General features: G+C 63.5%; 22 protein-coding genes. 18 read left to right on the top strand and 4 right to left on the bottom strand.

Annotation, left to right across the window (positions count from 1 at the left end; translation table 11 throughout):
• Window positions 1–57: 57 nt before the first annotated feature.
• The 11 genes from DNK10_RS13715 (at window position 58) to pcaC (ending at window position 11,301) form a co-directional block, all read left to right on the top strand.
• Window positions 58–1,179 (top strand): muconate cycloisomerase family protein, encoded by a 1,122-nt coding sequence (locus DNK10_RS13715; RefSeq protein ID WP_131191954.1) that lies wholly within the window; start codon window positions 58–60, stop codon window positions 1,177–1,179.
• A gap of 23 nt (window positions 1,180–1,202) precedes the next feature.
• Complete coding sequence (gene catC / locus DNK10_RS13710) at window positions 1,203–1,493, top strand: muconolactone Delta-isomerase (protein WP_131181579.1); 291 nt, start codon at window positions 1,203–1,205, stop codon at window positions 1,491–1,493.
• A gap of 57 nt (window positions 1,494–1,550) precedes the next feature.
• On the top strand, window positions 1,551–2,480 hold the full coding sequence (gene catA, locus DNK10_RS13705) for a catechol 1,2-dioxygenase (protein WP_131191953.1): 930 nt from the start codon (window positions 1,551–1,553) through the stop codon (window positions 2,478–2,480).
• A 248-nt stretch (window positions 2,481–2,728) separates the two neighbouring features.
• The gene (locus DNK10_RS13700) at window positions 2,729–3,685 is read left to right on the top strand and encodes an AraC family transcriptional regulator (protein ID WP_131191952.1); all 957 of its coding nucleotides are present in this window, start codon (window positions 2,729–2,731) and stop codon (window positions 3,683–3,685) included.
• A gap of 215 nt (window positions 3,686–3,900) precedes the next feature.
• Window positions 3,901–4,752 (top strand): CoA transferase subunit A, encoded by an 852-nt coding sequence (locus DNK10_RS13695; RefSeq protein WP_131181576.1) that lies wholly within the window; start codon window positions 3,901–3,903, stop codon window positions 4,750–4,752.
• A complete protein-coding gene (locus DNK10_RS13690) occupies window positions 4,752–5,534 on the top strand; it encodes a CoA-transferase subunit beta (RefSeq protein WP_131191951.1) in 783 nt (260 codons plus the stop codon). Before DNK10_RS13695 ends, DNK10_RS13690 begins: the two co-directional genes overlap by 1 nt.
• Window positions 5,531–6,736 carry a 3-oxoadipyl-CoA thiolase gene (gene pcaF, locus DNK10_RS13685; protein WP_131191950.1) on the top strand — a complete coding sequence of 402 codons (1,206 nt, stop codon included), beginning with the start codon at window positions 5,531–5,533 and terminating at the stop codon, window positions 6,734–6,736. The genes DNK10_RS13690 and pcaF overlap by 4 nt, the downstream gene beginning before the upstream one ends.
• 432 nt (window positions 6,737–7,168) lie before the next feature.
• On the top strand, window positions 7,169–8,482 hold the full coding sequence (locus DNK10_RS13680; protein ID WP_131192133.1) for an MFS family transporter: 1,314 nt from the start codon (window positions 7,169–7,171) through the stop codon (window positions 8,480–8,482).
• 18 nt (window positions 8,483–8,500) lie between these two features.
• Window positions 8,501–9,880 carry a 3-carboxy-cis,cis-muconate cycloisomerase gene (locus tag DNK10_RS13675; RefSeq protein WP_131191949.1) on the top strand — a complete coding sequence of 460 codons (1,380 nt, stop codon included), beginning with the start codon at window positions 8,501–8,503 and terminating at the stop codon, window positions 9,878–9,880.
• A 9-nt stretch (window positions 9,881–9,889) separates the two neighbouring features.
• Window positions 9,890–10,681 carry a 3-oxoadipate enol-lactonase gene (gene pcaD / locus DNK10_RS13670; RefSeq protein WP_131191948.1) on the top strand — a complete coding sequence of 264 codons (792 nt, stop codon included), beginning with the start codon at window positions 9,890–9,892 and terminating at the stop codon, window positions 10,679–10,681.
• 224 nt (window positions 10,682–10,905) lie between these two features.
• Window positions 10,906–11,301: a 4-carboxymuconolactone decarboxylase gene (gene pcaC, locus DNK10_RS13665; RefSeq protein WP_131181571.1), complete on the top strand. Its 396-nt coding sequence runs from the start codon at window positions 10,906–10,908 to the stop codon at window positions 11,299–11,301.
• Between the two features lie 243 nt (window positions 11,302–11,544).
• Here pcaC and DNK10_RS13660 read toward each other — a convergent pair whose 3' ends face one another.
• Both DNK10_RS13660 and DNK10_RS13655 read right to left on the bottom strand, forming a co-directional pair.
• On the bottom strand, window positions 11,545–12,378 hold the full coding sequence (locus DNK10_RS13660) for an aldo/keto reductase (protein WP_131191947.1): 834 nt from the start codon (window positions 12,376–12,378) through the stop codon (window positions 11,545–11,547).
• Between the two features lie 27 nt (window positions 12,379–12,405).
• A complete protein-coding gene (locus DNK10_RS13655) occupies window positions 12,406–14,127 on the bottom strand; it encodes an FAD-dependent oxidoreductase (protein ID WP_131191946.1) in 1,722 nt (573 codons plus the stop codon).
• 161 nt (window positions 14,128–14,288) lie between these two features.
• On the opposite strand from DNK10_RS13655, the gene DNK10_RS13650 reads away from it, so the two are divergent.
• The gene (locus DNK10_RS13650; RefSeq protein ID WP_131191945.1) at window positions 14,289–16,055 is read left to right on the top strand and encodes an ABC transporter transmembrane domain-containing protein; all 1,767 of its coding nucleotides are present in this window, start codon (window positions 14,289–14,291) and stop codon (window positions 16,053–16,055) included.
• Window positions 16,056–16,301: 246 nt separating this feature from the next.
• On the opposite strand, the gene folE is transcribed toward DNK10_RS13650, so the two are convergent.
• Both folE and gap read right to left on the bottom strand, forming a co-directional pair.
• Window positions 16,302–16,865 (bottom strand): GTP cyclohydrolase I FolE, encoded by a 564-nt coding sequence (gene folE, locus DNK10_RS13645; RefSeq protein WP_131191944.1) that lies wholly within the window; start codon window positions 16,863–16,865, stop codon window positions 16,302–16,304.
• Window positions 16,866–17,052: 187 nt separating this feature from the next.
• Entirely contained in the window at window positions 17,053–18,054 is a 1,002-nt protein-coding gene (gap, locus tag DNK10_RS13640; protein WP_131191943.1) for a type I glyceraldehyde-3-phosphate dehydrogenase, read from the bottom strand.
• A gap of 131 nt (window positions 18,055–18,185) precedes the next feature.
• Between gap and edd the strand changes: the two genes are divergently transcribed.
• From edd to DNK10_RS13610, 6 genes are all read left to right on the top strand, one after another.
• The gene (edd, locus tag DNK10_RS13635; protein WP_131191942.1) at window positions 18,186–20,015 is read left to right on the top strand and encodes a phosphogluconate dehydratase; all 1,830 of its coding nucleotides are present in this window, start codon (window positions 18,186–18,188) and stop codon (window positions 20,013–20,015) included.
• A complete protein-coding gene (locus DNK10_RS13630) occupies window positions 20,012–20,977 on the top strand; it encodes a glucokinase (protein ID WP_131191941.1) in 966 nt (321 codons plus the stop codon). Before edd ends, DNK10_RS13630 begins: the two co-directional genes overlap by 4 nt.
• Before the next feature lie 54 nt (window positions 20,978–21,031).
• Window positions 21,032–21,766, top strand: a complete 735-nt coding sequence (locus DNK10_RS13625; protein ID WP_131191940.1) for a response regulator — start codon at window positions 21,032–21,034, stop codon at window positions 21,764–21,766.
• Window positions 21,756–23,213 carry an ATP-binding protein gene (locus DNK10_RS13620; protein ID WP_131191939.1) on the top strand — a complete coding sequence of 486 codons (1,458 nt, stop codon included), beginning with the start codon at window positions 21,756–21,758 and terminating at the stop codon, window positions 23,211–23,213. The genes DNK10_RS13625 and DNK10_RS13620 overlap by 11 nt, the downstream gene beginning before the upstream one ends.
• 152 nt (window positions 23,214–23,365) lie before the next feature.
• Window positions 23,366–24,598 carry a D-mannose isomerase gene (locus DNK10_RS13615; protein ID WP_131191938.1) on the top strand — a complete coding sequence of 411 codons (1,233 nt, stop codon included), beginning with the start codon at window positions 23,366–23,368 and terminating at the stop codon, window positions 24,596–24,598.
• A 114-nt stretch (window positions 24,599–24,712) separates the two neighbouring features.
• Window positions 24,713–25,981 (top strand): ABC transporter substrate-binding protein, encoded by a 1,269-nt coding sequence (locus DNK10_RS13610; RefSeq protein WP_131192132.1) that lies wholly within the window; start codon window positions 24,713–24,715, stop codon window positions 25,979–25,981.
• The last annotated feature ends 40 nt before the right edge of the window (window positions 25,982–26,021 follow it).

Raw genomic sequence — 26,021 nt, 5'->3', positions numbered from 1 at the left:
GCGCTCTGGTTCGCTGCCTTGTGCCCAGTCGCTCTGACCTGCACACGGATCACGTTCATGAGCCTTCCCCTGATCGAAAGCCTCGACACCCTGATTGTCGATTTGCCGACCATTCGCCCCCACAAGCTGGCGATGCATACCATGCAGCAGCAGACGTTGGTGATCCTGCGCCTGCGTTGTAGCGACGGTATCGAAGGCGTCGGCGAGGCGACCACCATTGGTGGTCTGGCCTATGCCGGGGAAAGCCCGGAAAGCATCAAAACCAACCTGGACACCTATTTTTCGCCGCTGCTGATTGGCCAGCCGGCCGGCAATATCAATGCGGCGATGCAGCGTATCGACCGCGCCGTGCGCGGCAACACCTTCGCCAGGTCGGCGGTGGAAACCGCGCTGCTCGATGCTCAAGGCAAACGCCTGGGGCTGCCGGTCGCCGAGTTGCTGGGTGGCCGTGTGCGTGACGGCCTGGAGGTCGCCTGGACACTGGCCAGTGGCGATACCGCCAAAGACATCGAAGAGGCCGAGCGTATGCTCGATCTGCGTCGCCATCGGATCTTCAAGTTGAAGATCGGTAGCCGCGATGCCGCCCTGGATATCGCCCACGTGGCGGCGATCAAGCGAGCGCTGGGGGATCGCGCCAGCGTGCGGGTGGACGTCAACCAGGCGTGGAGCGAAGCGGTAGCCCTGCGTGCCTGCCAGGCGCTGGGTGATGCCGGTGTGGATCTGATCGAACAGCCGATCCCGCGCCAGGACGTACAGGCCCAGGCCCGCGTCAGCGCACGCAGCCCGGTGCCGGTAATGGCTGACGAAGCCATCGAAAGCGTGGAAGACAGCTTCGCTTTGGCCCGCGCGGGCGCGGCACCGGTATTTGCCCTGAAGATCGCCAAGAACGGCGGCCCGCGTGCAGTGCTGCGCAGTGCCTATATCGCCGAAGCCGCAGGCATCGGTCTATACGGCGGCACCATGCTCGAAGGCAGCGTCGGCACCCTGGCCTCCGCTCACGCCTTCGCCACCCTGGCCAAGCTGGAGTGGCACACCGAACTGTTCGGCCCCTTGCTGCTGACCGAGGACATCCTCGTCGAGGTGCCGGTGTATCGCGATTTCGAACTGAAGATTCCGACCACGCCCGGCCTGGGTGTGACGCTCGATGAAGAGCGCCTGCAGCACTTCCGCCGTCGTTAACTCAATATCGAAAGGACATTGCCATGCTGTTCCATGTGCGCATGACCGTAAAACTGCCCACCGACATGCCCGTCGAGCAGGCGACACGCCTGAAGGCGGATGAAAAAGAATTGGCTCAGCGTCTGCAGCGTGAGGGCACCTGGCGTCACCTGTGGCGCATCGCCGGGCTGTACGCCAACGTCAGCGTGTTCGATGTGCCGGACGCTCAGGCCCTGCATGACACCCTGATGCAGTTGCCGCTGTACCCCTACATGGAGATCGAGGTCATGGCGCTGTGTCGTCATCCGTCTTCGATCCGTGATGACGATCGCTGATTCGCACCCTTTGCTCGCATAATCCGTTCAAGACAAAAACAAGATGAGGAGATGACCATGACCGTACGTATCGCTCAGACCGTGGACGTGCAGAAGTTCTTCGAAGAGGCCAGTGGGTTCAGCAATGACCAGGGTAACGCCCGCATGAAAACGGTGATCCACCGGGTGCTCAACGACACGGCGAGAATTATCGAAGACCTGCAGATCACCCCGGAAGAGTTCTGGAAAGCGGTGAACTATCTCAACGAGCTCGGCAGCCGCCAGGAAGCCGGCCTGGTAGTCGCCGGCCTGGGTATCGAGCATTACCTCGATATGCTGATGGATGCCGAAGACGAAGAGGCCGGCCGTACTGGCGGCACGCCGCGTACCATCGAAGGTCCGCTGTATGTCGCTGGAGCGCCGCTGAGCAAGGGCGAAGCGCGCCTGGACGATGGCCAGGATGCCGGTACGCCTTTGTTCATGCAGGGGCGGGTGTTCGACACCGACGGCAAACCGCTGGCTGGCGCTATTGTCGATGTCTGGCACGCCAACACGGGCGGCACCTATTCCTACTTCGACCCCGCGCAGTCGGAGTTCAACCTGCGCCGCCGTATCGAGACCGACGCCGAAGGCCGCTATCGTTTCCGCAGCATCGTACCGTCCGGCTATGGCTGCCCGCCCGATGGCCCGACCCAGCAACTGCTCGACCAGCTCGGTCGCCATGGCCAGCGCCCGGCGCACGTGCACTTCTTCATTTCGGCGCCGGGCCATCGTCACCTCACCACCCAGATCAACCTGGATGGCGACAAGTACCTGCACGACGACTTCGCCTACGCCACCCGTGATGAGCTGATCGCCCGAATCGACTTCTTCGATGACGCCGCGCGTGCCAAGGCCCATGGTGTGGAAGGGCGCTTTGCCGAAATCGAATTCGATTTCACCCTGCAATCCACCGCCGAGCCCAAGGCCCAGCAACGCCATGAGCGAGTGCGGGCGCTGGAGGTTTGAAGTAGCTCATCAGGCCCAGCCTGAAGCCTGGCGAGCCAGCGTTACCCCCTGCTACAGGGGGTAATCGCGTTTGGCTGACACGCTTGGGTGAGCCGTTTCACCCAGCCTGGCCTGCAAGATGTAACCCTTTGTCTCGCCGTTGTATCGCGGCGCCGGGGGATGGTTAGAATCGCCGAGTGATTAGCGGATTGCCGGTCGCCGGCGGTCAGCCCCTCTAAGAAAAATAAAGAGAAACAAGAGGCCTGATGATGAGCAACTCATTGCTGAGCGAGCGCAGCAGCGTGTTCGAACGCGCCGACCCCTATTCGGTGTCGGATTACGTCAATCAGCATGTGGGTGCCCATTGCATACGCCTGCCCACCAGCGGATTTCCCGAGGCGAGCCTCAGCCATCGCAAGTTTTCCAGCCTCGACCTGTGCCGCATCAGCTATGGCGGCAGTGTGCGGGTCACCTCGCCAGCGCTGGAGACCATCTACCACCTGCAAATCCTGCTCAAGGGACACTGCCGCTCGCAGTGTCGCGATCAGGAGCATTTCTATGTGCCGGGCGAACTGCTGCTGATCAACCCGGACGATCCGGTGGATCTCACCTATTCGGCGGACTGCGAAAAATTCATCGTCAAACTGCCGGTCAGCCTGTTCGAAAATACCTGTCTGGAGCAACGCTGGATGTTGCCGGAAAGTGGTATCCGCTTTAGTGCGGCACGGCATGACATGCGTGAGCTGGAGGGCTTTGCCAGCCTGCTGATGCTGATCTGCGAGGAGGCCGAAGCGGCTGCCAGCATGCCTCAGGTGCAGGAGCATTACGTGCGTATCGTCGCCAGCAAGCTGCTGGCCCTGTTGGACAATAACGTGCAGCGGGTTCAGCCACAGACCCAGGCCACTTCGTTCGAACAGGTCGTGGATTACATCGAGCATCATCTGACTCAGGACATTGGCGTCGATCAGTTGCTGGCCGTCGCTCGAGTCAGCGAGCGCTCACTGTATGCACTGTTCGAACGCCACGCCGGCATCACGCCCAAGGACTACATTCGCCAGCGCAAGCTGGAACGCATTCATGCTCAACTGCTCGATCCCGCGTGCAAGGTGCGCAGCGTGACTGAAATCGCCCTGGATCATGGTTTCCTGCACCTGGGACGGTTTGCCGAATCCTATCGTCGCTGCTTTGGCGAACTGCCTTCCGAGACCTACAGGCGCAACCGCTGAGGGAACCGCCTGGTACGCCATGGGTGCTCATGGATAGCCGGGCGACGCATCTGGCAGCCGGGTCGTATGAGCGATTGAAAACCCATACAAGTATCGTTCGATTATCGAACGTCTAATCGATTATCGGATTGTTAGCTGCCTATGGGGTGGGTACCTTGTGACTACACGGCGTAACAGCCGCCCACGGTATCCAGAGCAATAAGACGAGAACGACCATGGCTGAAATTCTCTCCCTGCGCGAGGCGGTCGAGCGCTTCGTCAACGACGGCGACACCGTCGCCCTCGAAGGCTTCACCCACCTGATCCCGACCGCTGCGTCTCATGAACTGATCCGTCAGGGCAAGAAAGACCTGACCCTGGTGCGCATGACGCCGGATCTGGTCTATGACCTGCTGATCGGTGCCGGCTGTGCCAAACGGCTGATCTTCTCCTGGGGTGGCAACCCTGGCGTCGGTTCGCTGCACCGCCTGCGCGATGCGGTGGAGAAACACTGGCCGCACAAGCTGGAAATCAGCGAACACAGCCATGCCGCCATGGCCAACGCCTATGTCGCCGGCGCATCCAACCTGCCGTTCGCCGTGCTGCGCGGTTATCAGGGCTCGGATCTGGTCAAGGTCAACCCCGAGATCAAGTTCATCGAGTGCCCGTATACCGGCGAGAGCCTGGCAACCGTACCGAGCGTACGCCCTGACGTCACCGTGATCCATGCGCAGAAGGCCGACCGCAAGGGCAACGTGCTGATCCAGGGCATTCTCGGTGTGCAGAAGGAAGCCGCCCTGGCTGCCAAGCGCTGCATCGTCACCGTCGAGGAAATCGTCGACGACCTGCAGGCACCGATGAACGCCTGTGTACTGCCGACCTGGGCACTGACCGCGGTCTGCGTGGTGCCCGGTGGCGCCCATCCGTCCTACGCCCACGGTTACTACGAGCGCGACAACCGCTTCTACCAGGCCTGGGACCCGATTTCCCGTGACCGCGAGACCTTCACCGCCTGGATCGACGAATACATCCGTGGCACCGAGGATTTTGCGCAGTACCAGGCGAAAATTAACGGGGAGGCCAAGTGATGAGCGACTTCAACACCAATGAAATGATGACCGTGGCCGCCGCTCGCCGCCTCGGTAATGGCAGCGTGTGCTTCGTCGGCATCGGCCTGCCCTCCAAGGCGGCCAACCTGGCGCGCCTGACCCATGCCCCGGAAGTGGTACTGATCTATGAATCCGGCCCGATTGGCGCCAAGCCGACCGTGCTGCCACTGTCCATCGGTGATGGCGAGCTGGCCGAGACCGCCGACACCGTAGTGCCCACTGGCGAGATCTTCCGCTACTGGCTGCAGGGCGGGCGCATCGATGTCGGCTTCCTCGGCGCGGCCCAGGTCGACAAGTTCGGCAACATCAACACCACGGTGATCGGCGACTACCACCAGCCCAAGGTGCGCCTGCCGGGTGCCGGCGGCGCGCCGGAAATCGCCGGTAGCGCGAAGAAGGTGCTGATCATCCTCAAGCAGGGCCATCGCACCTTCGTCGACAAGCTGGCGTTCATCACCTCGGTCGGTCATGGCGAAGGCGGTGACCATCGCAAGCGTCTCGGCCTGCCCGGCGAAGGGCCGGTGGCGATCATCACCGACCTGTGCATCATGGAGCCGGAAGCCGGCAGCAACGAATTCATCGTCACCTCGCTGCACCCAGGCGTGACCCGCGAGCAGGTGATCGAGAACACCGGCTGGCAAATCCGTTTCGCCGAGGAGGTCACCACCACCGAGGCGCCGACAGCCGAGGAACTGGCCGCCCTGCGCGACCTCGAAGCGCGTACCGCCGCCGCCCATGGGCAGAAGGGGAGTGACGAATGAGCCGCGAGGTTTTCATCTGCGACGCCGTGCGCACACCGATCGGCCGGCTCAATGGCGGCCTGTCCGCCGTGCGTGCCGACGACCTGGCGGCGATCCCGCTCAAGGCCCTGATCGAGCGTAATCCGCAGGTCGACTGGAGTGCGGTGGACGAAGTCTTCATGGGCTGCGCCAACCAGTCCGGCGAGGACAACCGCAACGTCGCCCGCATGGCGCTGCTGCTCGCCGGCCTGCCGGAAACGGTGCCGGGGGTGACCCTCAACCGTCTCTGTGCCTCGGGGATGGAGGCGGTGGGGGCGGCCTTCCGCGCCATCGCCACGGGCGAGATGGAACTGGCCATCGCCGCCGGCGTCGAGTCCATGACCCGCGCGCCCTACGTGATGGGCAAGGCCGACAGCGCCTTCGGTCGTGGCCAGAAGCTGGAAGACACCACCCTGGGCTGGCGCTTCGTCAACCCGGCGATGAAGGAGCGCTACGGCGTCGATCCGATGCCGGTCACCGGCGACAACGTCGCCGAGGACTACGGCGTCAGCCGCGCCGACCAGGATGCCTTCGCCCTGCGCAGCCAGCAGCGGGCCGCGGCGGCCCGGGAAAGCGGCTACTACGCCGAGGAAATCGTCCCGGTGGTGATCAAGGGCAAGAAGGGCGAGACCGTCGTCGACACCGACGAACACCCCCGTGCGGACACCAGCGCCGAGGGCCTGGCCAGGCTCAAGCCGGTCAATGGTGCGGACAAGACGGTGACCGCCGGCAATGCCTCGGGCCTCAACGACGGTGCCTCGGCGATGATCCTAGCCTCCGCCGACGCGGTGCAGAAGTACGGCCTCAAGGCCCGCGCCAAGGTGCTCGGCATGGCCAGCGGCGGCGTGGCACCCCGGGTCATGGGCGTCGGCCCGGTGCCGGCGGTGCGCAAGCTGCTGGCGCGCCTGAACCTCGATATCGATGCCTTCGACGTGATTGAACTCAACGAAGCCTTCGCCGCTCAGGGCCTGGCGGTCACCCGTGATCTCGGCCTGGCGGACGACAGTCCCAAGGTCAATCCGAATGGCGGTGCCATTGCCCTGGGCCATCCGTTGGGCATGAGCGGCAATCGCCTGGTGCTGACCGCTGTTCATCACCTGGAGAAAACCGGTGGCAAGCTCGGTCTGGCGACCATGTGCGTAGGCGTCGGCCAAGGCCTGGCCCTGGCCATCGAGCGCGTCTAGAAGCCTGTATATACGGCCGCAAAAAGGCGGAAGCGGACGGTCGGTGACCCGCGTTGAACCATGGATCACGGCCTTCGGCCCCGGATTACGCCTGCGGCTAATCCAGGCTACGTTCTACAGTCTTAAAGGCACAAACGGCCATTCGTAGGGTGGACGACGCTTCACCTACGCGGCCCGACCCGTCCACCGTTCCACAATCGCAATGGTGGATGAAAAGAGCGTCATCCACCCTACGTCTGCTTACGCCGGCCTAGCCGGCGAGATGGTCGACAGGTACCAGAAGTTTGCTTGCTTCGGTATCGGACAGGGTTCCGCGCAACCATGTTCGCTACTGTTGCAAGCGATCAAGCAGGGCAATAATGCTCGAATCATTTGGTTACATATGAGTCGGAGTAAGGGATGATTTCCTCCCCTTACCAGTGAGTACCCATGATGAGTTCTGATGCCAGCGCGGTGTATGAAGCACCCAACTACAGCGCCGAAGAACGGCGCAAGCGTATCTTCGCCATCGTCGGCGCATCGTCCGGCAACCTGGTCGAGTGGTTCGACTTTTACGTCTACGCCTTCTGCGCGATCTATTTCGCGCCGGCCTTCTTTCCCTCCGACGACCCCACCGTGCAACTGCTCAATACCGCAGGCGTATTCGCTGCCGGCTTCCTGATGCGGCCGATCGGTGGCTGGGTGTTCGGTCGCATCGCCGACAAGTACGGGCGCAAGGTGTCGATGATGATCTCGGTGCTGATGATGTGCCTGGGCTCGCTGGCCATCGCCTTCATGCCGACCTACGACAGCATCGGCACCCTGGCGCCGCTGCTGCTGTTGCTGGCCCGTCTGTTCCAGGGCCTGTCGGTGGGCGGCGAGTACGGCACCACGGCCACCTACATGAGCGAAGTGGCGCTCAAGGGGCAGCGCGGCTTTTTCGCCTCCTTCCAGTACGTCACCCTGATCGGCGGCCAGTTGCTGGCGGTGTTGGTGGTGGTGATTCTGCAGCAACTGCTCACTGAAGATGAGCTGCGTGCCTGGGGCTGGCGCATCCCATTCGTGATCGGTGCCCTGGCCGCGGTGGTGGCCTTCTACCTGCGCCGTTCCCTGGACGAGACTGCCAAGAAAGACCAGATCGGCAACAAGGAGTCAGGCAGCATCGCCTACCTGTTCAAGCACCATAAGGCGGCGTTCTTCACCGTGCTCGGCTATACAGCCGGCGGCTCGCTGATCTTCTATACCTTCACCACGTACATGCAGAAGTACCTGGTCAATTCGGTAGGCATGACAGCCAAGACCGCCAGCGGCATCATGACTGGCGCGCTGTTCCTGTTCATGATCATGCAGCCACTGTTCGGTGCCTTGTCCGACCGTATCGGTCGGCGCACCTCGATGCTCTGGTTCGGCGCCTTGGGCGCGATCTTCACCTGGCCCATCCTGGCGCTGCTGCAAACGGTACATAGCCCGGTGATTGCCTTCCTGCTGATCATTGTGGCCCTGGCCATCGTCAGCCTGTATACCTCGATCAGTGGCCTGGTAAAGGCCGAGATGTTCCCGCCGGAAGTACGCGCCCTGGGCGTCGGTCTGGCCTACGCGGTGGCCAATGCGCTGTTCGGTGGATCCGCCGAATACGTGGCACTGGGGCTGAAGTCCATTGGCCTGGAGCAGACCTTCTATTGGTACGTGTCGGGCATGATGGTGTTGGCCTTCCTGGTCAGCTTGCGTCTGCCGCGACAGGCCAGTTATCTACACCACGATCATTGACCACGGAGTTATCGCAGTATGAGTTCAAGGCCCTGCAGCCAACTGTTCGATGCCTATTTCACCAGTGCGCCGATGCGCGAGGTGTTCAGCGACCATGGCCGCGTGCAGGGCATGCTCGACTTCGAGGCGGCGCTGGCCAGGGCCGAGGCTGCGGTTGGTGTGATTCCTGCGACGGTGGTCGCGGATATCGAAGCCGCCTGCCGGGCTGAACTCTATGATTTCGATGCCCTGGCGGTAGCCATCGGTAGCGCCGGCAACTCGGCGATTCCGCTGGTCAAGGCCCTGGGCAAACGCATCGCGGCGCAGAGCGAAGAGGCCGAGCGCTACGTGCACCTGGGTGCTACCAGCCAGGACGCCATGGACACCGGCCTGGTGCTGCAATTGCGCGCCGCCATCGCGCTGCTGGAGAGGGATCTGGCCGCATTGAGCGAATCGTTGGCCGAGCAGGCCGAGCGACATGCCGCCACCCCCATGGCTGGGCGCACCTGGCTGCAGCACGCCACACCGGTGACCCTGGGCATGAAGATCGCCGGATGGCTGGGTGCGGTCGACCGTCATCGTCAGCGTTTGCAGGAAATCAAACCACGACTGCTTTGCCTGCAGTTCGGTGGCGCATCCGGCAGCCTGGCGGCGCTGGGCGACCAGGCCTGGCCAGTGGCCGAAGCCCTGGCCGCTGCGCTGGATCTGCAACTGCCGGAGCAGCCCTGGCACACCCAGCGCGATCGCCTGGTCGAGTTCGCCAGCCTGCTTGGCCTGATCGCCGGCAGCCTGGGCAAGCTGGGCCGTGACCTCAGTCTGCTGATGCAGACCGAGGCCGGTGAGTTGTTCGAACCTTCCGCGCCGGGCAAGGGTGGCTCCTCGACCATGCCGCACAAGCGCAACCCGGTCAGTGCTGCGGTGCTGATCGGTGCCGCCACCCGCGCGCCCGGTCTGGTTGCCACCATGTTCACGGCCATGCCTCAGGAGCACGAGCGCAGCCTCGGCTTGTGGCATGCCGAGTGGGAAACCCTGCCGGAGCTCTGCTGCCTGGTGTCCGGTGCGCTGCAGCAGGCGCTGCTGGTGGTGCCGGGGCTGGAAGTGGATGCCGAGCGTATGGCTCGCAACCTCGATCTGACCCGTGGCCTGGTGCTGGCCGAGGCGGTCAGCATCGCCCTGGCGCAACGAATCGGTCGCGACGCGGCTCACCATCTCGTCGAGCAATGCTGCAAACAGGCGGTGAAGGAGGGTGCTCATCTGCGTGAGGTACTGGGCGCCAATGCCGAGGTCACTGCCCAGCTATCCGCAGAAGAGCTGGATCGCCTGCTCGATCCCGCCCATTACCTGGGCCAGGCTCGCCGCTGGGTCGAGCGTGCCGTGGCGCAGAGCCGTCAACTGGAACAAAAAAACGCTTCTCGTTAGGAGATTGTCATGCCTGTGGTATCCCTCGCCGATGGCGACCTGAACTACCAACTCGAAGGCCCGGCGGATGCGCCGGTACTGGTGCTGTCCAATTCCCTGGGCACCAACCTGCATATGTGGGACGCGCAGATTCCGGCGTTCACCGAGCATTTTCGCGTGTTGCGTTACGACACGCGTGGCCATGGCCAGTCACTGGTCAGCCCGGGCTTTTACAGCATCGAGCAGAACGGTCACGACGTATTGGCACTGCTCGATGCACTGGATATCGACAAGGTGCATTTCTGCGGCCTGTCCATGGGCGGTTTGATCGGCCAGTGGTTCGGTATCAACGCGGCCGAGCGCCTGGAGCGCCTGGTGCTGTGCAACACCGGCTCCAAGATCGGCACGGACGAGGTGTGGAACACGCGCATCGACACCGTGCTAAAGGGCGGCGAGAAGGCCATGCGCGACCTGCGCGATGCCTCGATCGAGCGCTGGTTCACCCCGTCGTTCGCCGCTGGGCATCCGCAGCAGGTCGAGGCCATCGTCAGCATGCTGGCGCAGACCTCGCCCCAGGGTTATGCGGCCAACTGCGCCGCGGTGCGCGATGCCGATTTCCGCGAGCAGATCGCCGCGATCAGCGCGCCGACCCTGATCGTCTGCGGCACTGGCGACGCGGTGACCACGCCGGAACACGGTCGCTTCATGCAGGCGCGTATCGCCGATGCAGAGCTGGTCGAGTTCGACGCCGCGCACCTGTCCAATGTGCAGGCTGGCGAGCTGTTCACTCAGCGCGTGCTGGGTTTCCTGCAAGGCAAATGACCCGCAGGGTGGATCGAGGCGTGTAATTGCGCTTCTTCATCGGTGCCAATGGTGGATCGATGAAGCGCGATCCACCCTACGGCCGTGCAAGCTCAACCCCTAGGGTGGATCGGGGCGCGTAGCTGACGCTTTTTTCATCCACCTTTGCCTGGCGGTGCCCACGTTGCGTCGATAAAACCGCGATGCCCGGCCCGCAAACGTCTCACTATAATGGATCCGAAAAGATGGACGAGAAACAACGTTACGAAGCCGGCATGCAGGTACGCCGTGCGGTGCTGGGCGATGCCCATGTCGATCGCAGCCTGCAGAACATCACGCCGTTCAACCAAGAGTTTCAGGAAATGATCACCCGTCATGCCTGGGGTGATATCTGGACGCGTCCGGGCTTGCCGCGCCACACCCGCAGCCTGATCACCATCGCCATGCTGATCGGAATGAACCGCGAAGGCGAGTTGAAGCTGCACCTCAAGGCTGCCAAGAACAATGGCGTGACCCGTGAGGAACTCAAGGAAGTGATCATGCAGAGCGCGATCTACTGCGGTATCCCAGCGGCGAATGCCACCTTCCACCTTGCCGAAGAGCTGTGGGACGAAGTCGGCGTCGAGTCCCTCGACAAGTAGTGAGCGTGCATCGGTGCATTCCCGGGTATCGCTGCGCTTGACCCGGGCTACGGGTGGGTGTTCGGCGTTGGTGTTGCGGGTTGCCTTAATCGCATCGCCCCGTGGGCGGGGCTCCTACGCGGGCGTTGCTATCCCGTAGGGTGGAAGACGCTGTTTTCTTCCACCAACCGCTCCCGGGTATCGCTGTGCTTCACCCAGGCTACGGTTTGAGCCCCGCTTCAGGCGGGGCTCTTCATTTTCCGCTTACCATTTCGGCGCGAAATCCGGGCTGACCAGGCGCCGATCCTTCGGCAGGCTGGCGATCAGGGCGCGGTCTTCGTCGTCGAGGCGGATATCCAGGGCGGCCAGGTTGGCCCGCTGATTTTCCACGCCGCTGGCCTTGGGAATCGCTGCCACATTGTCCTGGGCGAGCAGCCACTGCAGCACCACCTGGCTGGGGAACACGCCGTGCTTGGCGGCGATCTGGCGGATTTCCGGCAATTGCGCGGCTTCGCCGCGGGCCAGCGGGCAATAGGCGGTGAACGCCAGGTTGTGTTCGCGGGCGTAATCGAGCATCGGCTGCTGGTCGAGCAGCACGTGGTACTCCACCTGGATCGCGGCGATGGGTGCCTGGAACTCCTCGATACTCTGGCGCAGCAGCGGCAGCGGGAAGTTGGCGACGCCGATGTTCAGCGTTTTCCCTTCGTCGCGCAGAGCCGCCAGGGTTTCCAGGGCGCGGCGCAGGTCATCACCGGCCAGGCTGCCGGCGTTTCCCGGCCAGTGGATCAGGAACAGGTCGACATACTCGGTGCGCAGCGCCTGCAGGCTGGCGGCGAGCGAAGCGCGGATGGCGTCGGGTTGCAGCTTGTCCCACCAGACCTTGGTGGTCAGGTGAATCTTCTCGCGCTCGACGTCGGTCTCGGCCAGCGCCTTGCCCACTGCCGCCTCGTTCTCATAGGCGGTGGCGGTATCGATATGCCGGTAGCCGATCTGCAGAGCCTGGTGCACCGCTCGGGTACATTCGTCGTCCTTCATGGGCCAGGTGCCCAGGCCGAGTTTCGGCATGTTCAGTTGGTAACGATTGCGGATGGCCTGCATGTGAATCCTCCTGATGACAACGGATGGCTATTCGTAGGCGCTGATGCCGGCGGCATGGCGCGCGGCGACGTAGCCGAAGGTGAGGGCGGGGCCCAGGTTGATGCCGCCCGACGGGTAATGACCGCCGAACACGCTGGCCATGTCCGCACCAGCGGCATACAGGCCGGTGATCGGCTGACCTTCGGCGTCGAGTACGCGGGCCGCCGCATCGGTCTTCAAGCCGGCGAAAGTGCCGAAGCAGCCAGGTTGTACTTTGACTGCATAGAAGGGCCCCTGTTCGATTGGCGCGACACAGGGATTCGGCCCCGGATGCAACGGATCGCCCTGTTTGCGGTTGAAGGCGGTGCTGCCGCGGCCGAACTCGGGATCCTCGCCAGCCCGCGCGTGCTGATTGAATGTAGCTACCGTGGTCGCGAGCGCAACCGGATCGATACCGCACTGCAGTGCCAGTTGCTCCACAGTGGCGGCGCGTTGCAGGTAGCCGTTGCGCAACGCCGGCCAGAGCGGCACGGGAGCGGGGCGGGCGAAGCCCAGGCCGTAGCGGCGCTGGAAACGGTGATCGCAGATCAGCCAGGAGCACACTGCCTGGCCTTCCGGCACCTGCTCGACCATTGCCGATACGTAGTCGTAGTAACCATGGGCCTCGTTGACGAAACGTTTGCCGTTGGCCAGCACACCGATGATGCCTGGCTTGCCGCGCTCGATGATATGCGGGAAGTGGCCGACGCTGCCGTCCGCATGGGGTACCTTGGAAACGGGTGCCCAGGCGACGGGTGACTTCAGCGCGGTGTCGACCTGGGCACCCAGCGCTTCGCCCAGACGCAGCCCATCGCCGGAGCAGGATGCTGGCGGCAGCGCCAGGTTGTCCTGGCCGCTGGCCTCGCGGGGAAACAGCTGCTGGCGTCGCAGTGGGTCGTTCGGGAAACCACCGGCCGCGAGGATCACTGCGCGGGCGCTGATGAAATGCTCGCCATCCTGGCGGAGCAGCGTGGCGCCGTTCACCCGGCCATCCTGCTGATGCAGGCGAACAACCGGAGTGGACTCGATCAGTTCGACACCGAGATCGGCAGCCGTACGTGCCAGCCGCGCCACCAGTGCGACGCCGTTGACCAGGTGCATGGCGCGGCCATAGCGGGCCAGGTGATAGAGGTGAGTGCTGAAGCGGCGGATCACGTGCCACAGCGATTTCGGCGAGCGGGTCATACTGAGAAACGCCGCCAGATCGGCACCCGCCATGATCGGCATGCCCATGAAAGAGGTTTCCCGCATGGTCTTGCGCAGGCGAGGTAACAGATCCAGTACCTCGTGGGCATCATAGGGCGCGGCAATCACCTGATGGCCGCCCGTGGCGGCACCGGGCGTATCGCCGTGCATATCGGGAATGGCGTTGCCGTCGGCGAACTGCAGAGCGGTGTGCCGTTCGAAGAACGCCACCATATGCGGACAGGCCTCGAGAAAAGCGTCGACGCGAGCGCTATCGTAGTGTTCGCCGAGTTCGTGGCGCAGGTAGGTGCGCGGCTGTTCGATGTCTTCCTCGATGCCGGCGCGACGCGCCAACGGATTGCGCGGTACCCAGGCCCAGCCACCCGACCAGGCGGTGGCGCCACCGAATACGGCGTCCTTTTCCACCAGCACGACCTTCTGGCCGTGCCAGGCGGCGGTCACCGCTGCAGCCAACCCGGCAGCGCCGGAGCCGACCACCAGCAGGTCGCATTCTTGAGGGAGCGGGGTGGAAGCTGTGGTGGGCATCTTGGGTTCCTGGTGGGGTTATGATTGTTTTTGGAATCGTGTTCCATATATTAATTTGAACGATACGCTGCCGCCAACATAGGCTCCTGCGCTTGATGTTTACCGCTCGCGGCCCCATCTGATGTGCTAGAGCCCTTCTGTCATCAGCCTTCGAGCCCACCATGACCTTGTTTTTGTCTTCCCGCCAGCGCGCGGCCTTGCGCATGTCGTGGGCGTTTATCGCCCCTTATCGTGGCCGTGTGGTCGGCGCGCTGCTGGCGTTGCTGTTTACCGCAGCGATCACCCTGTCCATGGGGCAGGGCATCAAACTGCTGGTGGATCAGGGCCTGGCCACCCAGTCGCCTGAAGCGCTGCGCCATTCGATCCTGCTGTTCTTCGTGCTGGTGCTCGCCCTGGCGGTGGGTACCTACACGCGTTTCTATCTGGTGTCCTGGCTTGGCGAACGGGTGGTGGCGGACATCCGCAAGCGCGTGTTCGATCACCTGGTCGGTCTGCACCCCGGGTTCTATGCGCACAACCGCAGCTCGGAGATCCAGTCGCGGCTGACCGCCGATACCACCTTGTTGCAGTCGGTGATCGGTTCGTCCCTGTCGATGGCGCTGCGCAACCTGATCATGCTGGTCGGCGGCATGATTCTGCTGGTGGTCACCAACCTCAAGCTGAGCGCTATCGTGCTGGCGGCGTTGCCGCTGGTGGTGGCGCCGATCCTGCTGTTTGGCCGACGGGTACGTGAACTGTCGCGACTCAGCCAGGATCGCATCGCCGACGTGGGCAGCTACGTCAGCGAGGTACTGGGGCAGATCAAGACGGTACAGGCCTATAATCACCAGGCCGAAGACCGCCGCCGTTTCGCCCTGTCCGCCGAAGCGGCGTTCGACACGGCGCGCAAGCGCGTCGCCCAGCGCGCCTGGCTGATTACCGTGGTCATCGTTCTGGTACTGGGCGCCGTGGGTGTGATGCTCTGGGTCGGTGGCATGGACGTGATCGCCGGGCGCATCAGCGGTGGCGAGCTGGCCGCGTTCGTGTTCTACAGCCTGATCGTCGGCTCCTCGTTCGGCACCCTCAGCGAAGTTATCGGCGAGCTGCAGCGTGCGGCCGGCGCCGCCGAGCGCATTACCGAATTGCTGCGCGCGCGCAACGAGATTCATGCCCCGCTCGAGGGTGCGCTGATTCCCACGCAGCCGGTGCAGGGCCGCATCGAGGTACAGGGTCTATCCTTCGCTTACCCGACACGTCCGCAAAGTCTCGCACTGGAGGGCATCGATCTGACTGTCGTACCCGGTGAAACCCTGGCCATCGTCGGGCCATCCGGGGCGGGCAAGTCGACCCTGTTCGATCTGCTGCTGCGTTTCTACGATCCTCAGCAGGGGCGCATCATGATCGACGGGCTGCCGATCGAGCGCCTCGACCCCCAGATCCTGCGCGAGAGCTTCGCTCTGGTTTCCCAGCACCCGGCGTTGTTCTTCGGCAGCGTGGAAGACAACATCCGCTACGGGCGCCTGGACGCCAGCAGCGCCGAAGTGGAAGCCGCGGCTCGTGCGGCGCATGCCCATGAATTCATCGAGAGACTGCCGCAGGGCTATCAGACTCATCTGGGCGATGCCGGGCTGGGCTTGTCCGGCGGTCAACGTCAGCGCCTGGCGATTGCCCGTGCCCTGCTGGTGGATGCGCCGATCCTGTTGCTCGACGAGGCCACCAGTGCCCTGGATGCCGAGAGCGAGCACCTGATCCAGCAGGCACTGCCGGAACTGATGCGCGGCCGTACCACCCTGGTGATCGCCCACCGTCTGGCCACGGTGAAGAGCGCCGATCGTATCGCCGTCTTCGATCAGGGACGGTTGGTTGCCTTGGGCACGCATGCCGAACTGGTCGCCAGCAACCTGCTATACGCGCGGCTGGCCGAGTTGCAGTTCGTGGAGAAAATCTGAGGCGGATTATCAGGGGCGGCACGAGCCGGCTTACCGACGACTGGTGGTCAGGCCGCAATAGCGCGCAATGACCACCATCGTTTCGCGCCGAGGGCGACGCTCCTACGGGTAGAGGGGCGTTCACACCATTTGTAGGAGCCGCGACCCCGCGGCGAATGGTGCAGGCGGCGCCGATATTGCGGTGACGCTGCCATCGTTTCGCGCCGAGGGCGATGCTCCTACGAGTAAGCGCTGAAGTGCTCGGTCTCAGCTATTGACCAAGCTGAGGAACTCGCTGCGGGTCGCGGCATTTTCGCGGAATTCGCCGAGCATCACCGAGGTGACCATGGAGGAGTTCTGCTTCTCCACGCCGCGCATCATCATGCACATGTGCTTCGCTTCGATGACCACCGCCACGCCGAGTGCGCCGGTGACCTGCTGAACGGCTTCGGCGATCTGCCGGCTCAGACTTTCCTGAATCTGCAGGCGGCGGGCATACATGTCGACGATGCGCGCTACCTTGGACAGCCCCAGTACCTTGCCGTTGGGGATATAGGCGACATGGGCCTTGCCGATAAAGGGCAGCAGGTGATGCTCGCACAGGGAATACAGCTCGATGTTCTTGACCAGCACCATCTCGCTGGCGTCGGAGCTGAAGAGCGCACCGTTGGTGACTTCTTCCAGGGTCTTCTCATAGCCGTTGCAGAGGTATTGCATGGCCTTGGCGGCGCGCTTGGGCGTGTCGAGCAGGCCTTCGCGGGAGACGTCTTCGCCGAGTTGGCCGAGGATCGCGGTGTAATGCTGTTCGAGAGTGTTACGGCTAGAGTCCATGCGGCTTCCAGTGATGTTCGGATGACAATGTACCTGCTGCCTGCCGACGCGGCTGGCGATGCCGACCAGAGCGTTCTGGCGTCAGTGGACGGCATTGAGGTTCAAGCGGGCGGCAATTGTAATCCGCTCACGGCGATTTACCGAGCGTAATCCGCGTCGATGCCTCGCCGCACTGGTGAGCGCTGCCTTATTTGGCCGCGTGGGCAGCCAGGCAGGTGTCGAGCATGCGGTTTGAAAAGCCCCACTCGTTGTCGTACCAGGCCAGTACCTTGACCAGCCGGCCGTTCACCTTGGTGTGGTTGGCGTCGAAGATCGACGACAGCGGGTTGTGGTTGAAGTCGCAGGACACCAGCGGCAGTTCGTTGTAGCCCAGTACCGGCGATTGCTGGCTGGCTGCGCGCAGCAGCGCATTGATTTCCTCGGCGCTGGTGTTGCGTTGTACCTGCACCGTCAGGTCGACCAGCGAGACATTGATCACCGGCACCCGCACCGCCATGCCGGTCAGGCGACCCGCTAGCTCCGGCAGCACCAGGCCGACGGCTTCGGCCGCACCGGTCTTGGTGGGAATCATCGACTGCGTGGCCGAGCGCGCGCGGAACGGGTCGCTGTGGTAAACGTCGGACAGGTTCTGGTCGTTGGTGTAGGCGTGGATGGTGGTCATCAGCCCGCTCTCGATGCCCAGCTCGCGCTGCAGCACCTGGGCGACCGGCGCCAGGCAGTTGGTGGTGCAGGAAGCGTTGGAGATGATCTGATGGCTGGCGCGCAGGCTGTCGTGATTGACGCCGTAGACCACCGTGGCGTCAGCGCCTTTGGCGGGTGCGGAGATGATCACCTTGCGCGCGCCGGCAGTCAGGTGTGCGGCGGCCTTGTCGCGGTCGGTGAACAGGCCGGTGCACTCGAACACCACGTCGACGTCGAGATCCTTCCAGGGCAGATCCGCCGGGTTGCGGATCGCGCTGACGGCAATGCGATCGCCATTGATGATCAGGTTCTGCCCGTCGACCTCGACGGACGCATCGAAAATGCCGTGTACGCTGTCGTATTTGAGAAGGTGCGCATTGATTGCACTGTCACCCAGATCGTTGATCGCGACGACTTGCAGGTTTTCGCGGTAGCTCTGGGTATAGAGTGCACGGAGGACGTTACGGCCGATGCGACCGAAACCATTGATGGCAATTCGCAATGTCATGAGCGCTGATCCTTATATGTTGTTTTAAAAACAAGATTATTCTCATGAAAGTAGAAATCAAGCGTTTTAGCTGTCAGTATTTTGATAAAAATACAATTCGAATTGCTACCTGTTAGCCTGGAGTCGACACCATGCATCCCCGCATTCTCGAGGTAACCGACCGCCTGATCGCCCGCAGCCGCGCGACTCGCGAACGCTACCTGGCGCAAATGGCCGCCGCCGATAGTGAAGGCCCACACCGCGGTGCGCTGCAATGCGCCAACTTCGCCCACGGCGTTGCCGGCTGTGGTTCCAGTGAAGACAAGCAGCGGTTGCGGCTGATGAACGAGGCCAACGTCGGCATCGTTACTGCCTACAACGACATGCTGTCCGCCCATCAGCCCTACGAACACTATCCCGAACTGATCAAGCAGGCGCTGCGCGCCGTGGGCTCGGTCGGCCAGGTCGCGGGCGGCGTGCCAGCGATGTGCGACGGTGTGACCCAAGGCGAACCGGGTATGGAATTAAGCCTGGCGAGCCGCGAGGTGATCGCCATGTCTACCGCGGTGGCGCTGTCGCACAACATGTTCGACGCGGCGATGCTGCTGGGCATCTGCGACAAGATCATCCCGGGGCTGATGATCGGCGCCCTGCGTTTCGGCCACCTACCGATGATCTTCGTGCCGGGCGGGCCGATGCCGTCGGGCATTCCCAACAAGCAAAAGGCCGAAGTCCGCCAGCTTTACGCCGAAGGCAAGGCGACTCGCGACGAGCTGCTGGAATCGGAGATGAAGTCCTACCACAGCCCCGGCACCTGCACCTTTTACGGCACCGCCAACACCAATCAGGTGGTGATGGAAATCATGGGCCTGCACCTGCCGGGCTCATCCTTCGTCAACCCATACACGCCGCTGCGTGACGCGTTGACTGCAGAGGCCGCGCATCAGGTAGTGCGCCTGACCCGTCAGGGCGGCGAGTACACGCCGCTGTGCCGGATCATCGACGAGAAGGCCATCGTCAACTCGGTGGTGGCGCTCAACGCCACGGGCGGCTCGACCAATCACACGCTGCACATTCCAGCCTTCGCCCGCGCCGCCGGTATTCAATTGACCTGGCAGGACATGGCCGACCTGTCCGCCGTTACCCCGACGCTGGCCAAGGTCTATCCCAATGGGCAGGCCGACGTGAACCACTTCCATGCCTGCGGCGGCGTGCCGTTCATGGTGCGTACGCTGCTCGAAGCCGGCCTGCTGCACGAGGACGTCTATACCGTCGCCGGGCATGGCCTGTCGCGCTACACCCAGGAGCCTTTCCTCGGCGACAACGGCCTGGTGTGGCGTCAGGGCCCGGAGCAGAGTCTGGATCGCAATATCCTGCGTAGCGTGCCGGAAGCCTTCTCTCCGGAAGGCGGGCTGCGCGTGCTCAAGGGTAACCTCGGCAACGGCGTGGCCAAGGTCTCGGCGGTGGCACCGGAGCATCAGGTGGTCGAAGCCCCGGCGCGGGTATTCGAGACCCAGGTCGACCTGGCCGAAGCCTTCAAGGCCGGCGAGCTGGAGCGCGATTTCATCGCCGTGGTGCGCTTCCAGGGCCCCAAGGCCAATGGCATGCCCGAGCTGCACAAACTCACGCCGTATCTGGGCATCCTTCAGGATCGCGGCTTCAAGGTGGCGCTGGTCACCGACGGGCGCATGTCCGGCGCCTCGGGCAAGGTGCCGGCAGCCATTCACGTTAGCCCGGAAGCCTGGGATGGCGGGCCGTTGGCTCGGGTGCGTGACGGTGACGTAATTCGCGTCGATGGCGTGGAGGGGCGCTTGCAGATTCTGGTCGACGAGATCGAATGGGCGGCCCGCGATTCTGCGCCGCGCCCGCAAGGCACTGGTGTTGGTTGCGGCCGCGAGCTGTTCGCGTTCATGCGTGCCGCGTTCAGCCCGGCGGAAGAGGGCGCCAGTGCCTTCACCGCCGAACTGGATTCGCTACGATGAGTCTGGCGCTGGTTGGCGACATTGGTGGTACCAACGCGCGCTTCGCTCTTTGGCGCGACGAGCGTCTGGAGTCGGTGCGCGTATCGGCCACCGCCGATCACGCCACCGTCGAGCAGGCCATCCAGGCCTATATGGCGGCCGAAGGCTTGGCGCTCGGCGAGGTGGAAACTATCTGCCTGGCCTGTGCTGGCCCGGTCGAGGTCGACCCGTTTCGTTTCACCAACAACCCATGGCGCATCAGTCGCGCGGCGTTCTGCGCCGAGTTGCAGGTGCGCGAGCTGCTGCTGATCAACGATTTTTCGGCCATGGCCCTGGGCATGACCCGTCTGCAGAATGATGAATACATCACCGTCTGCCCAGGCGTGGCGCAGCCGCAGCGACCGGCCGTGGTGATTGGCGCTGGCACCGGCCTGGGTGTCGGCACGCTGCTGGCATTGCCGGATGGCAGCTGGCACGCGCTGCCGGGCGAGGGCGGGCATGTCGATCTGCCGGTTGGCAGTGCCCGCGAGGCACAGATCTGGCAGGCCCTGCATCGCCAGCTCGGGCACGTCAGCGCCGAGGCTGGCGCGCTGAGTGGCAATGGGCTGCTGGCGCTGTACCGCGCGACTTGCGCGGTAGACGGTCAACCCGCAGCGCTGCAGAGCGCGGCACAGGTGACTCGCGCCGCGCTGGAGGGCGAGCCGCTGGCGGTCAACGTGCTGGAGCTTTTCTGCTGCCTGCTCGGTCGCGTCGCCGGGAACAACGTGCTGACCCTGGGTGCCCGTGGCGGTGTGTATATCGCCGGAGGCATGGTGCCGCGTTTTGCCGATTTCTTCCTGGCCAGCGGCTTCTCCCGCAGCCTGCGGGACAAGGGCTGCATGAGCGACTATTTCGATGATTTGCCGGTGTGGCTGGTGACTGCCGAGTATCCTGGTCTGATGGGCGCGGGGGTTGCAGCACAACAGCATCTGTTACGGAGTTAGAGACTCGATTCGCTTGTCCAAGCATCGCTGATAACAAAAACAAGGATTATCGATGTGAGCCCAACTGGAAAATCCATCCTGCTGGTCGACGACGACCAGGATATTCGTGAGCTGCTGCAAACCTACCTCGGTCGTGCCGGCCTGCAGGTGCGCACCGTGGCCGATGGCGCCGGCTTTCGCCAGGCGTTGTGCGAAGGCGGTGCGGATCTGGTGATTCTCGATGTGATGCTGCCCGACGAAGACGGCTTCAGCCTGTGCCGATGGACGCGCGAGCACCAGCGTTTCGCCCAGGTGCCGATCATCATGCTCACCGCCAGTTCCGACGAGACCGATCGGGTGATCGGTCTGGAGCTGGGCGCTGACGATTACCTCGGCAAACCCTTTAGCCCTCGCGAATTGCTGGCGCGCATCAAGGCGTTGCTGCGCCGTGTGCACTTTTCCCAGGAGCGCGCTGCAGACGTGCTGACCTTCGATGAGTGGCGCCTGGATATGGTCAGCCATCGGTTGTTCCATCTCGACGGCGAGGAGGTGCTGCTATCCGGTGCCGACTTCGCGCTGCTCAAGCTGTTTCTCGATCATCCGCAGCAGATCCTCGACCGCGACACCATCGGCAATGCCACCCGCGGACGCGAGGTGATGCCGCTGGAACGGATCGTCGACATGGCCGTGAGCCGCCTGCGTCAACGCCTGCGCGATACCGACAAACCTCCACGCCTGATCCGTACCGTGCGCGGTAGCGGTTACCAACTGGCCGCTGTCGTTACCGCCCAGGCTGGCAATGCGCGCTGAGTGGCGTCGGCTGCTGCCGATTCCGCGTTCGTTGCTGGGGCGCATGTTGTTGCTGACACTGCTCTCGGTGCTGGTCGCCCAGGCGCTGTCCAGCGCCATCTGGCTGTCCCAGCTGCGAGCGACGCAACTCGAGGGGCTGGTGACCACGGCGCGCAGCCTGGCTCATTCGATGTCGGCCAGCGTGCGTTATTTCCGCTCGCTGCCGGTGGCCTACCGCCCCCTGGTGCTCGACCAGCTGCGCAGCATGGGCGGCACGCGTTTCGTCGTCAGCCTCAATGACCGGCCCTTGTCGATGCATCTGCTGCCGGTCACGCCGCGCAAGCAGGCGGTGACCCAGGCGGTGAGCGAGGTGTTGCGCGAGTCCCTGGGCAATAGCGCGGACATTTCCGTGACCTTCGTCAGCCCGGACGACCTGCGTATCTTCAATGGCGGCCTGAAGCTCGACGAATTGCCGCGCTCCTGGGCGCATTACGCGCTGACCCTGGAGCCGGTCAATCCACCGGTGCTGGTCACGCAGATCCAGCTGGCGCCCGGCGAGTGGCTGTATATCGCCTCGCTGTTGCCCGAACCCTATACCAGCCTGGAGGAACCGGTGCTGCCGACCCAGCAGCTGTGGTTCATCCTGCTCAGCAGTGGTTTCCTGCTGTTGTTCATCGGCATCCTGGTGCATTGGCAGAGCCGCCCGCTCAAGCGTCTGGCGCGGGCGGCGCGGCATATGTCGCTGGGTGCCGACGTCGAGCCGGTGGTCGAAGGCGGCGGGCGTGAGGTCGTCGAAGTAGGGCGCGCCTTCAATGCCATGCGTGAGCGCATCAGCCGTTACCTGACCGAGCGTGCCCAACTGTTCAGCGCCATTTCCCACGACCTGCGCACGCCGATCACGCGCCTGCGTCTGCGCGTGGAACTGCTCGACGACGAGGGGCTGCAGACCAAGTTCGGCCGGGATCTGGATGAGCTGGAACTGCTGGTCAAGGGCGCTCTGCAGTGCGTGAAAGACACCGACATCCACGAAAATATCGAGCCTGTGGATCTCAACCAGTTGCTGCATTGCCTGGTCGAGCCCTACCTGGCGCCCGGCGGCAATGGCCGGGTGACCTTGCATGGCGAGGCCAGCATCGCCTACCCGGGCAAGCCCCTGGCGTTGCGCCGCTGCATTGGCAACTTGATCGATAACGCCCTCAAGTACGGCCACAACGCTCATCTGCACGTTGAAGATGACGGCGGTGCTTATGTGCTGCACGTCGACGATGAAGGGCCGGGCGTTCCCGAGCAGCGCCTGGAGCAGGTGTTCGAGCCGCACTTCCGCCTGGCCGGGCAGCAACAGGGCTACGGCCTGGGGCTGGGCATCGCCCGCAATATCGCTCATAGCCATGGCGGCGAAGTGAGCCTGCAGAACCTGCGTGAGGGAGGATTGCGGGTGACGCTTCAACTGCCACGCTCGCCCGAGTGAATGTCACCGGATGGTGACAAAGCAACCAGCCTTCGTTACTCGAATGATGCGGAGTCGCCATTAGACTCTTGTCATGGAGCCCTGAGGGAGTGGGTTGGTGGGTGAATGAAGCGTCACCCACCCTACGGTTCACGCATTACGGAATAACAACAATGAAAACACCTGCATTGCCCTCCGACAGCTGGTTGGTGAAACCGGCGCACCGGGCCTGGCTGAACGCCGAAGGTATGCGACTCCTGCCGTTCGCCAGGGCCTCGGCTGTCGAGCAGGGCTTCGCCGCCCTCGACTCCCATGGCCGACTGCCGTCAGGCGCCATCGCCGAGTTGATCCATACCACCCGCATGACCCACTGTTTCGCTCTGGCCCATGTCCAGGGTATTCCCGGCTATGCCCATCTGATCGATCACGGTATCGCCGCGCTGCAGGGCACCTTGCGTGATGAGGTGACGGGCGGCTGGTTCGCCGATGCCAGCCGTAGCGGTGACAAATCGGCCTACCTGCATGCCTTCGTGGCCCTGGCCGCCAGCTCCGCGCAAGCCGCCGACAGGCCTGGAGCCGAGGTGCTGCTGGATGAGGCGATCACCATCCTCGAGAGACATTTCTGGAGCGAGGAGGAGGGGGCGCTGCGTGAGAGTTTCAGTAGCGACTGGGCGCAGGAAGAAGCCTACCGCGGTGCCAACAGCAACATGCACGCCACCGAAGCCTTTCTCGCTCTGGCCGACGTCACCGGGGACACCCTCTGGCTGCAGCGTGCGCTGCGTATCGTCGAGCGTCTGATCCACGACCATGCCGCCTCCCGTGGTTATGTGGTGGTCGAGCATTTCGATCGGCAGTGGCAGGCCTTGCCGGAATACAACGCCGATAACCGCGCCGATCCGTTTCGGCCCTATGGCAGCACGCCAGGTCACAGCTTCGAATGGGCGCGCTTGCTGCTGCATCTCGAGGCAGCGCTGGCACAGGCCGGGCTCATCGCGCCCGACTGGTTGCTGGAGGATGCCCGCGGGCTGTTCGCCAGTGCCTGTCGGGACGCCTGGCATGCCGATGGTGAGCCGGGGCTGGTCTACAACCTCGACTGGTTGGGGCGGCCGGTGGTGCGGGCGCGGCTGCACTGGGTGCAGGCCGAAGCCAGTGCGGCTGCCGCCGCGCTGCTGCGGCGCACTGGCGAGGCCATCTACGAGCAGTGGTATCGACGGTTCTGGGAATTCACATCCAGTTATTTCATCGACCTGCAGGGCGGCAGCTGGCATCACGAACTCGACAACGACAACCACCCGGCTGCCAGCATCTGGCCCGGAAAGCCCGATCTCTATCACGCTTACCAGGCGGTTCTACTGCCGCGCCTGGCGCTGGCACCGAGCCTGGCCACGGCATTGGCGGCCATGTAACGGGGCGGTGACATTCGCGCATCCCTTCGTTACCTGGCTGCCAGCAAAGCCTGATTAAACTCCATGCAACGCAAGCACCACGACTTGCCCGATAACAACAAGAAAGGTACTCCGATGAACGCGATCACCCGTCTCGCTACTGCCGTTTCTCTCGCCTCGTTGTTCCCACTCACTGCCCTGGCAGCCGACTCCAAAGGTACTGTCGAAGTCGTGCACTGGTGGACGTCCGGCGGCGAGGCTGCGGCCGTGAAGGTTCTGCGTGAGCTGGTCGAGAAGGACGGCTTCACCTGGAAGGACAGCGCCGTGGCCGGTGGCGCAGGCTCTGCCGCGATGACCGTGCTGAAGACCCGTGTGGTTTCCGGCAATCCGCCCGGCGCCGCGCAGATCAAGGGGCCGGATCTGCAGGAGTGGGGTGCGCTGGATCTGCTCAGCCCGCTGGATGATGTCGCCAAGGCCAACAACTGGGACGGGCTGCTCTCCAAGACCGTCTCCAGCACCATGCAATACGACGGTCATTACGTGGCCGTGCCGGTGAACATCCACCGCGTCAACTGGCTGTGGATCAACCCCGAAGTATTCAAGAAGGCCGGTATCGAGAAGCCTCCAACCACCCTCGACGAGCTCTATGCCGCTGGCGACAAACTCAAGGCCGCTGGTTTCGTGCCTCTGGCCCATGGTGGCCAGCCGTGGCAGGACAGCACCGTATTCGAAGGGCTGGTGCTCGGCATCATGGGGGCCGATGGCTATCACAAGGCGTTCGTCGAGAACGACGAGGCGACCCTCACCAGTGCGCAGATGACCGAAGTGTTCACCGCCCTGAAAAAACTCTCGACCTACATGGACGACAACCGCGCTGGCCGTGACTGGAACCTGGCCACAGCCGAGGTCATCGATGGCAAGGCCGGTATGCAGATCATGGGCGACTGGGCCAAGAGCGAGTGGACGGCCGCCGGCAAGGTCGCGGGCAAGGACTACCAGTGCGTACCGATGCCCGGTACTGCCGGCAGCTACACCTACAACATCGACTCCATGGCCATGTTCAAGCTCAAGAACGAAGGTGACGTCGCCGCCCAGCACGCACTGGCGCGTATCGCGCTGGAGCCCGAGTTCCAGTACGTTTTCAACGAGAACAAGGGCTCGATTCCGGTACGTTCCGATCTGGACATGAGCAAGTTCGACAGCTGCGCCCAGGCCTCCATGAAGGATTTCCAGGAAGCCGACGAGAACGGCAAGCTGGAGCCGAGCATGGCCCACAGCATGGCCACCAACCTGGCGGTGCAGGGTGCGATCTTCGATGTGGTGACCAACTTCATGAGCGAGAAGAACGCCGACCCGAGCAAGGCCGGCGCGCAGATCTACGCCGCGATCAAGTCCGCTCAATAGGCGTGATGCGGGCCGCCATCGACGGCCCGCGCATCTTTCC

Source organism: Phytopseudomonas daroniae, assembly GCF_004327275.1.
Taxonomy (GTDB): Bacteria; Pseudomonadota; Gammaproteobacteria; order Pseudomonadales; family Pseudomonadaceae; genus Aquipseudomonas; species Aquipseudomonas daroniae.
Note: the sequence above shows the minus strand (reverse complement) of the source record. Positions and strands in the feature narration are given on the sequence as shown.

Excerpts from the sequence above, each read along its gene's own strand:
- DNK10_RS13715 (WP_131191954.1), top strand. The coding sequence starts at position 58 with ATGAGCCTTCCCCTGATCGAAAGCCTCGACACCCTGATTGTCGATTTG.
- catC (WP_131181579.1), top strand. The coding sequence starts at position 1,203 with ATGCTGTTCCATGTGCGCATGACCGTAAAACTGCCCACCGACATGCCC.
- catA (WP_131191953.1), top strand. The coding sequence starts at position 1,551 with ATGACCGTACGTATCGCTCAGACCGTGGACGTGCAGAAGTTCTTCGAA.
- DNK10_RS13700 (WP_131191952.1), top strand. The coding sequence starts at position 2,729 with ATGAGCAACTCATTGCTGAGCGAGCGCAGCAGCGTGTTCGAACGCGCC.
- DNK10_RS13695 (WP_131181576.1), top strand. The coding sequence starts at position 3,901 with ATGGCTGAAATTCTCTCCCTGCGCGAGGCGGTCGAGCGCTTCGTCAAC.
- DNK10_RS13690 (WP_131191951.1), top strand. The coding sequence starts at position 4,752 with ATGAGCGACTTCAACACCAATGAAATGATGACCGTGGCCGCCGCTCGC.
- pcaF (WP_131191950.1), top strand. The coding sequence starts at position 5,531 with ATGAGCCGCGAGGTTTTCATCTGCGACGCCGTGCGCACACCGATCGGC.
- DNK10_RS13680 (WP_131192133.1), top strand. The coding sequence starts at position 7,169 with ATGAGTTCTGATGCCAGCGCGGTGTATGAAGCACCCAACTACAGCGCC.
- DNK10_RS13675 (WP_131191949.1), top strand. The coding sequence starts at position 8,501 with ATGAGTTCAAGGCCCTGCAGCCAACTGTTCGATGCCTATTTCACCAGT.
- pcaD (WP_131191948.1), top strand. The coding sequence starts at position 9,890 with ATGCCTGTGGTATCCCTCGCCGATGGCGACCTGAACTACCAACTCGAA.
- pcaC (WP_131181571.1), top strand. The coding sequence starts at position 10,906 with ATGGACGAGAAACAACGTTACGAAGCCGGCATGCAGGTACGCCGTGCG.
- DNK10_RS13660 (WP_131191947.1), bottom strand. The coding sequence starts at position 12,378 with ATGCAGGCCATCCGCAATCGTTACCAACTGAACATGCCGAAACTCGGC.
- DNK10_RS13655 (WP_131191946.1), bottom strand. The coding sequence starts at position 14,127 with ATGCCCACCACAGCTTCCACCCCGCTCCCTCAAGAATGCGACCTGCTG.
- DNK10_RS13650 (WP_131191945.1), top strand. The coding sequence starts at position 14,289 with ATGACCTTGTTTTTGTCTTCCCGCCAGCGCGCGGCCTTGCGCATGTCG.
- folE (WP_131191944.1), bottom strand. The coding sequence starts at position 16,865 with ATGGACTCTAGCCGTAACACTCTCGAACAGCATTACACCGCGATCCTC.
- gap (WP_131191943.1), bottom strand. The coding sequence starts at position 18,054 with ATGACATTGCGAATTGCCATCAATGGTTTCGGTCGCATCGGCCGTAAC.
- edd (WP_131191942.1), top strand. The coding sequence starts at position 18,186 with ATGCATCCCCGCATTCTCGAGGTAACCGACCGCCTGATCGCCCGCAGC.
- DNK10_RS13630 (WP_131191941.1), top strand. The coding sequence starts at position 20,012 with ATGAGTCTGGCGCTGGTTGGCGACATTGGTGGTACCAACGCGCGCTTC.
- DNK10_RS13620 (WP_131191939.1), top strand. The coding sequence starts at position 21,756 with ATGCGCGCTGAGTGGCGTCGGCTGCTGCCGATTCCGCGTTCGTTGCTG.
- DNK10_RS13615 (WP_131191938.1), top strand. The coding sequence starts at position 23,366 with ATGAAAACACCTGCATTGCCCTCCGACAGCTGGTTGGTGAAACCGGCG.
- DNK10_RS13610 (WP_131192132.1), top strand. The coding sequence starts at position 24,713 with ATGAACGCGATCACCCGTCTCGCTACTGCCGTTTCTCTCGCCTCGTTG.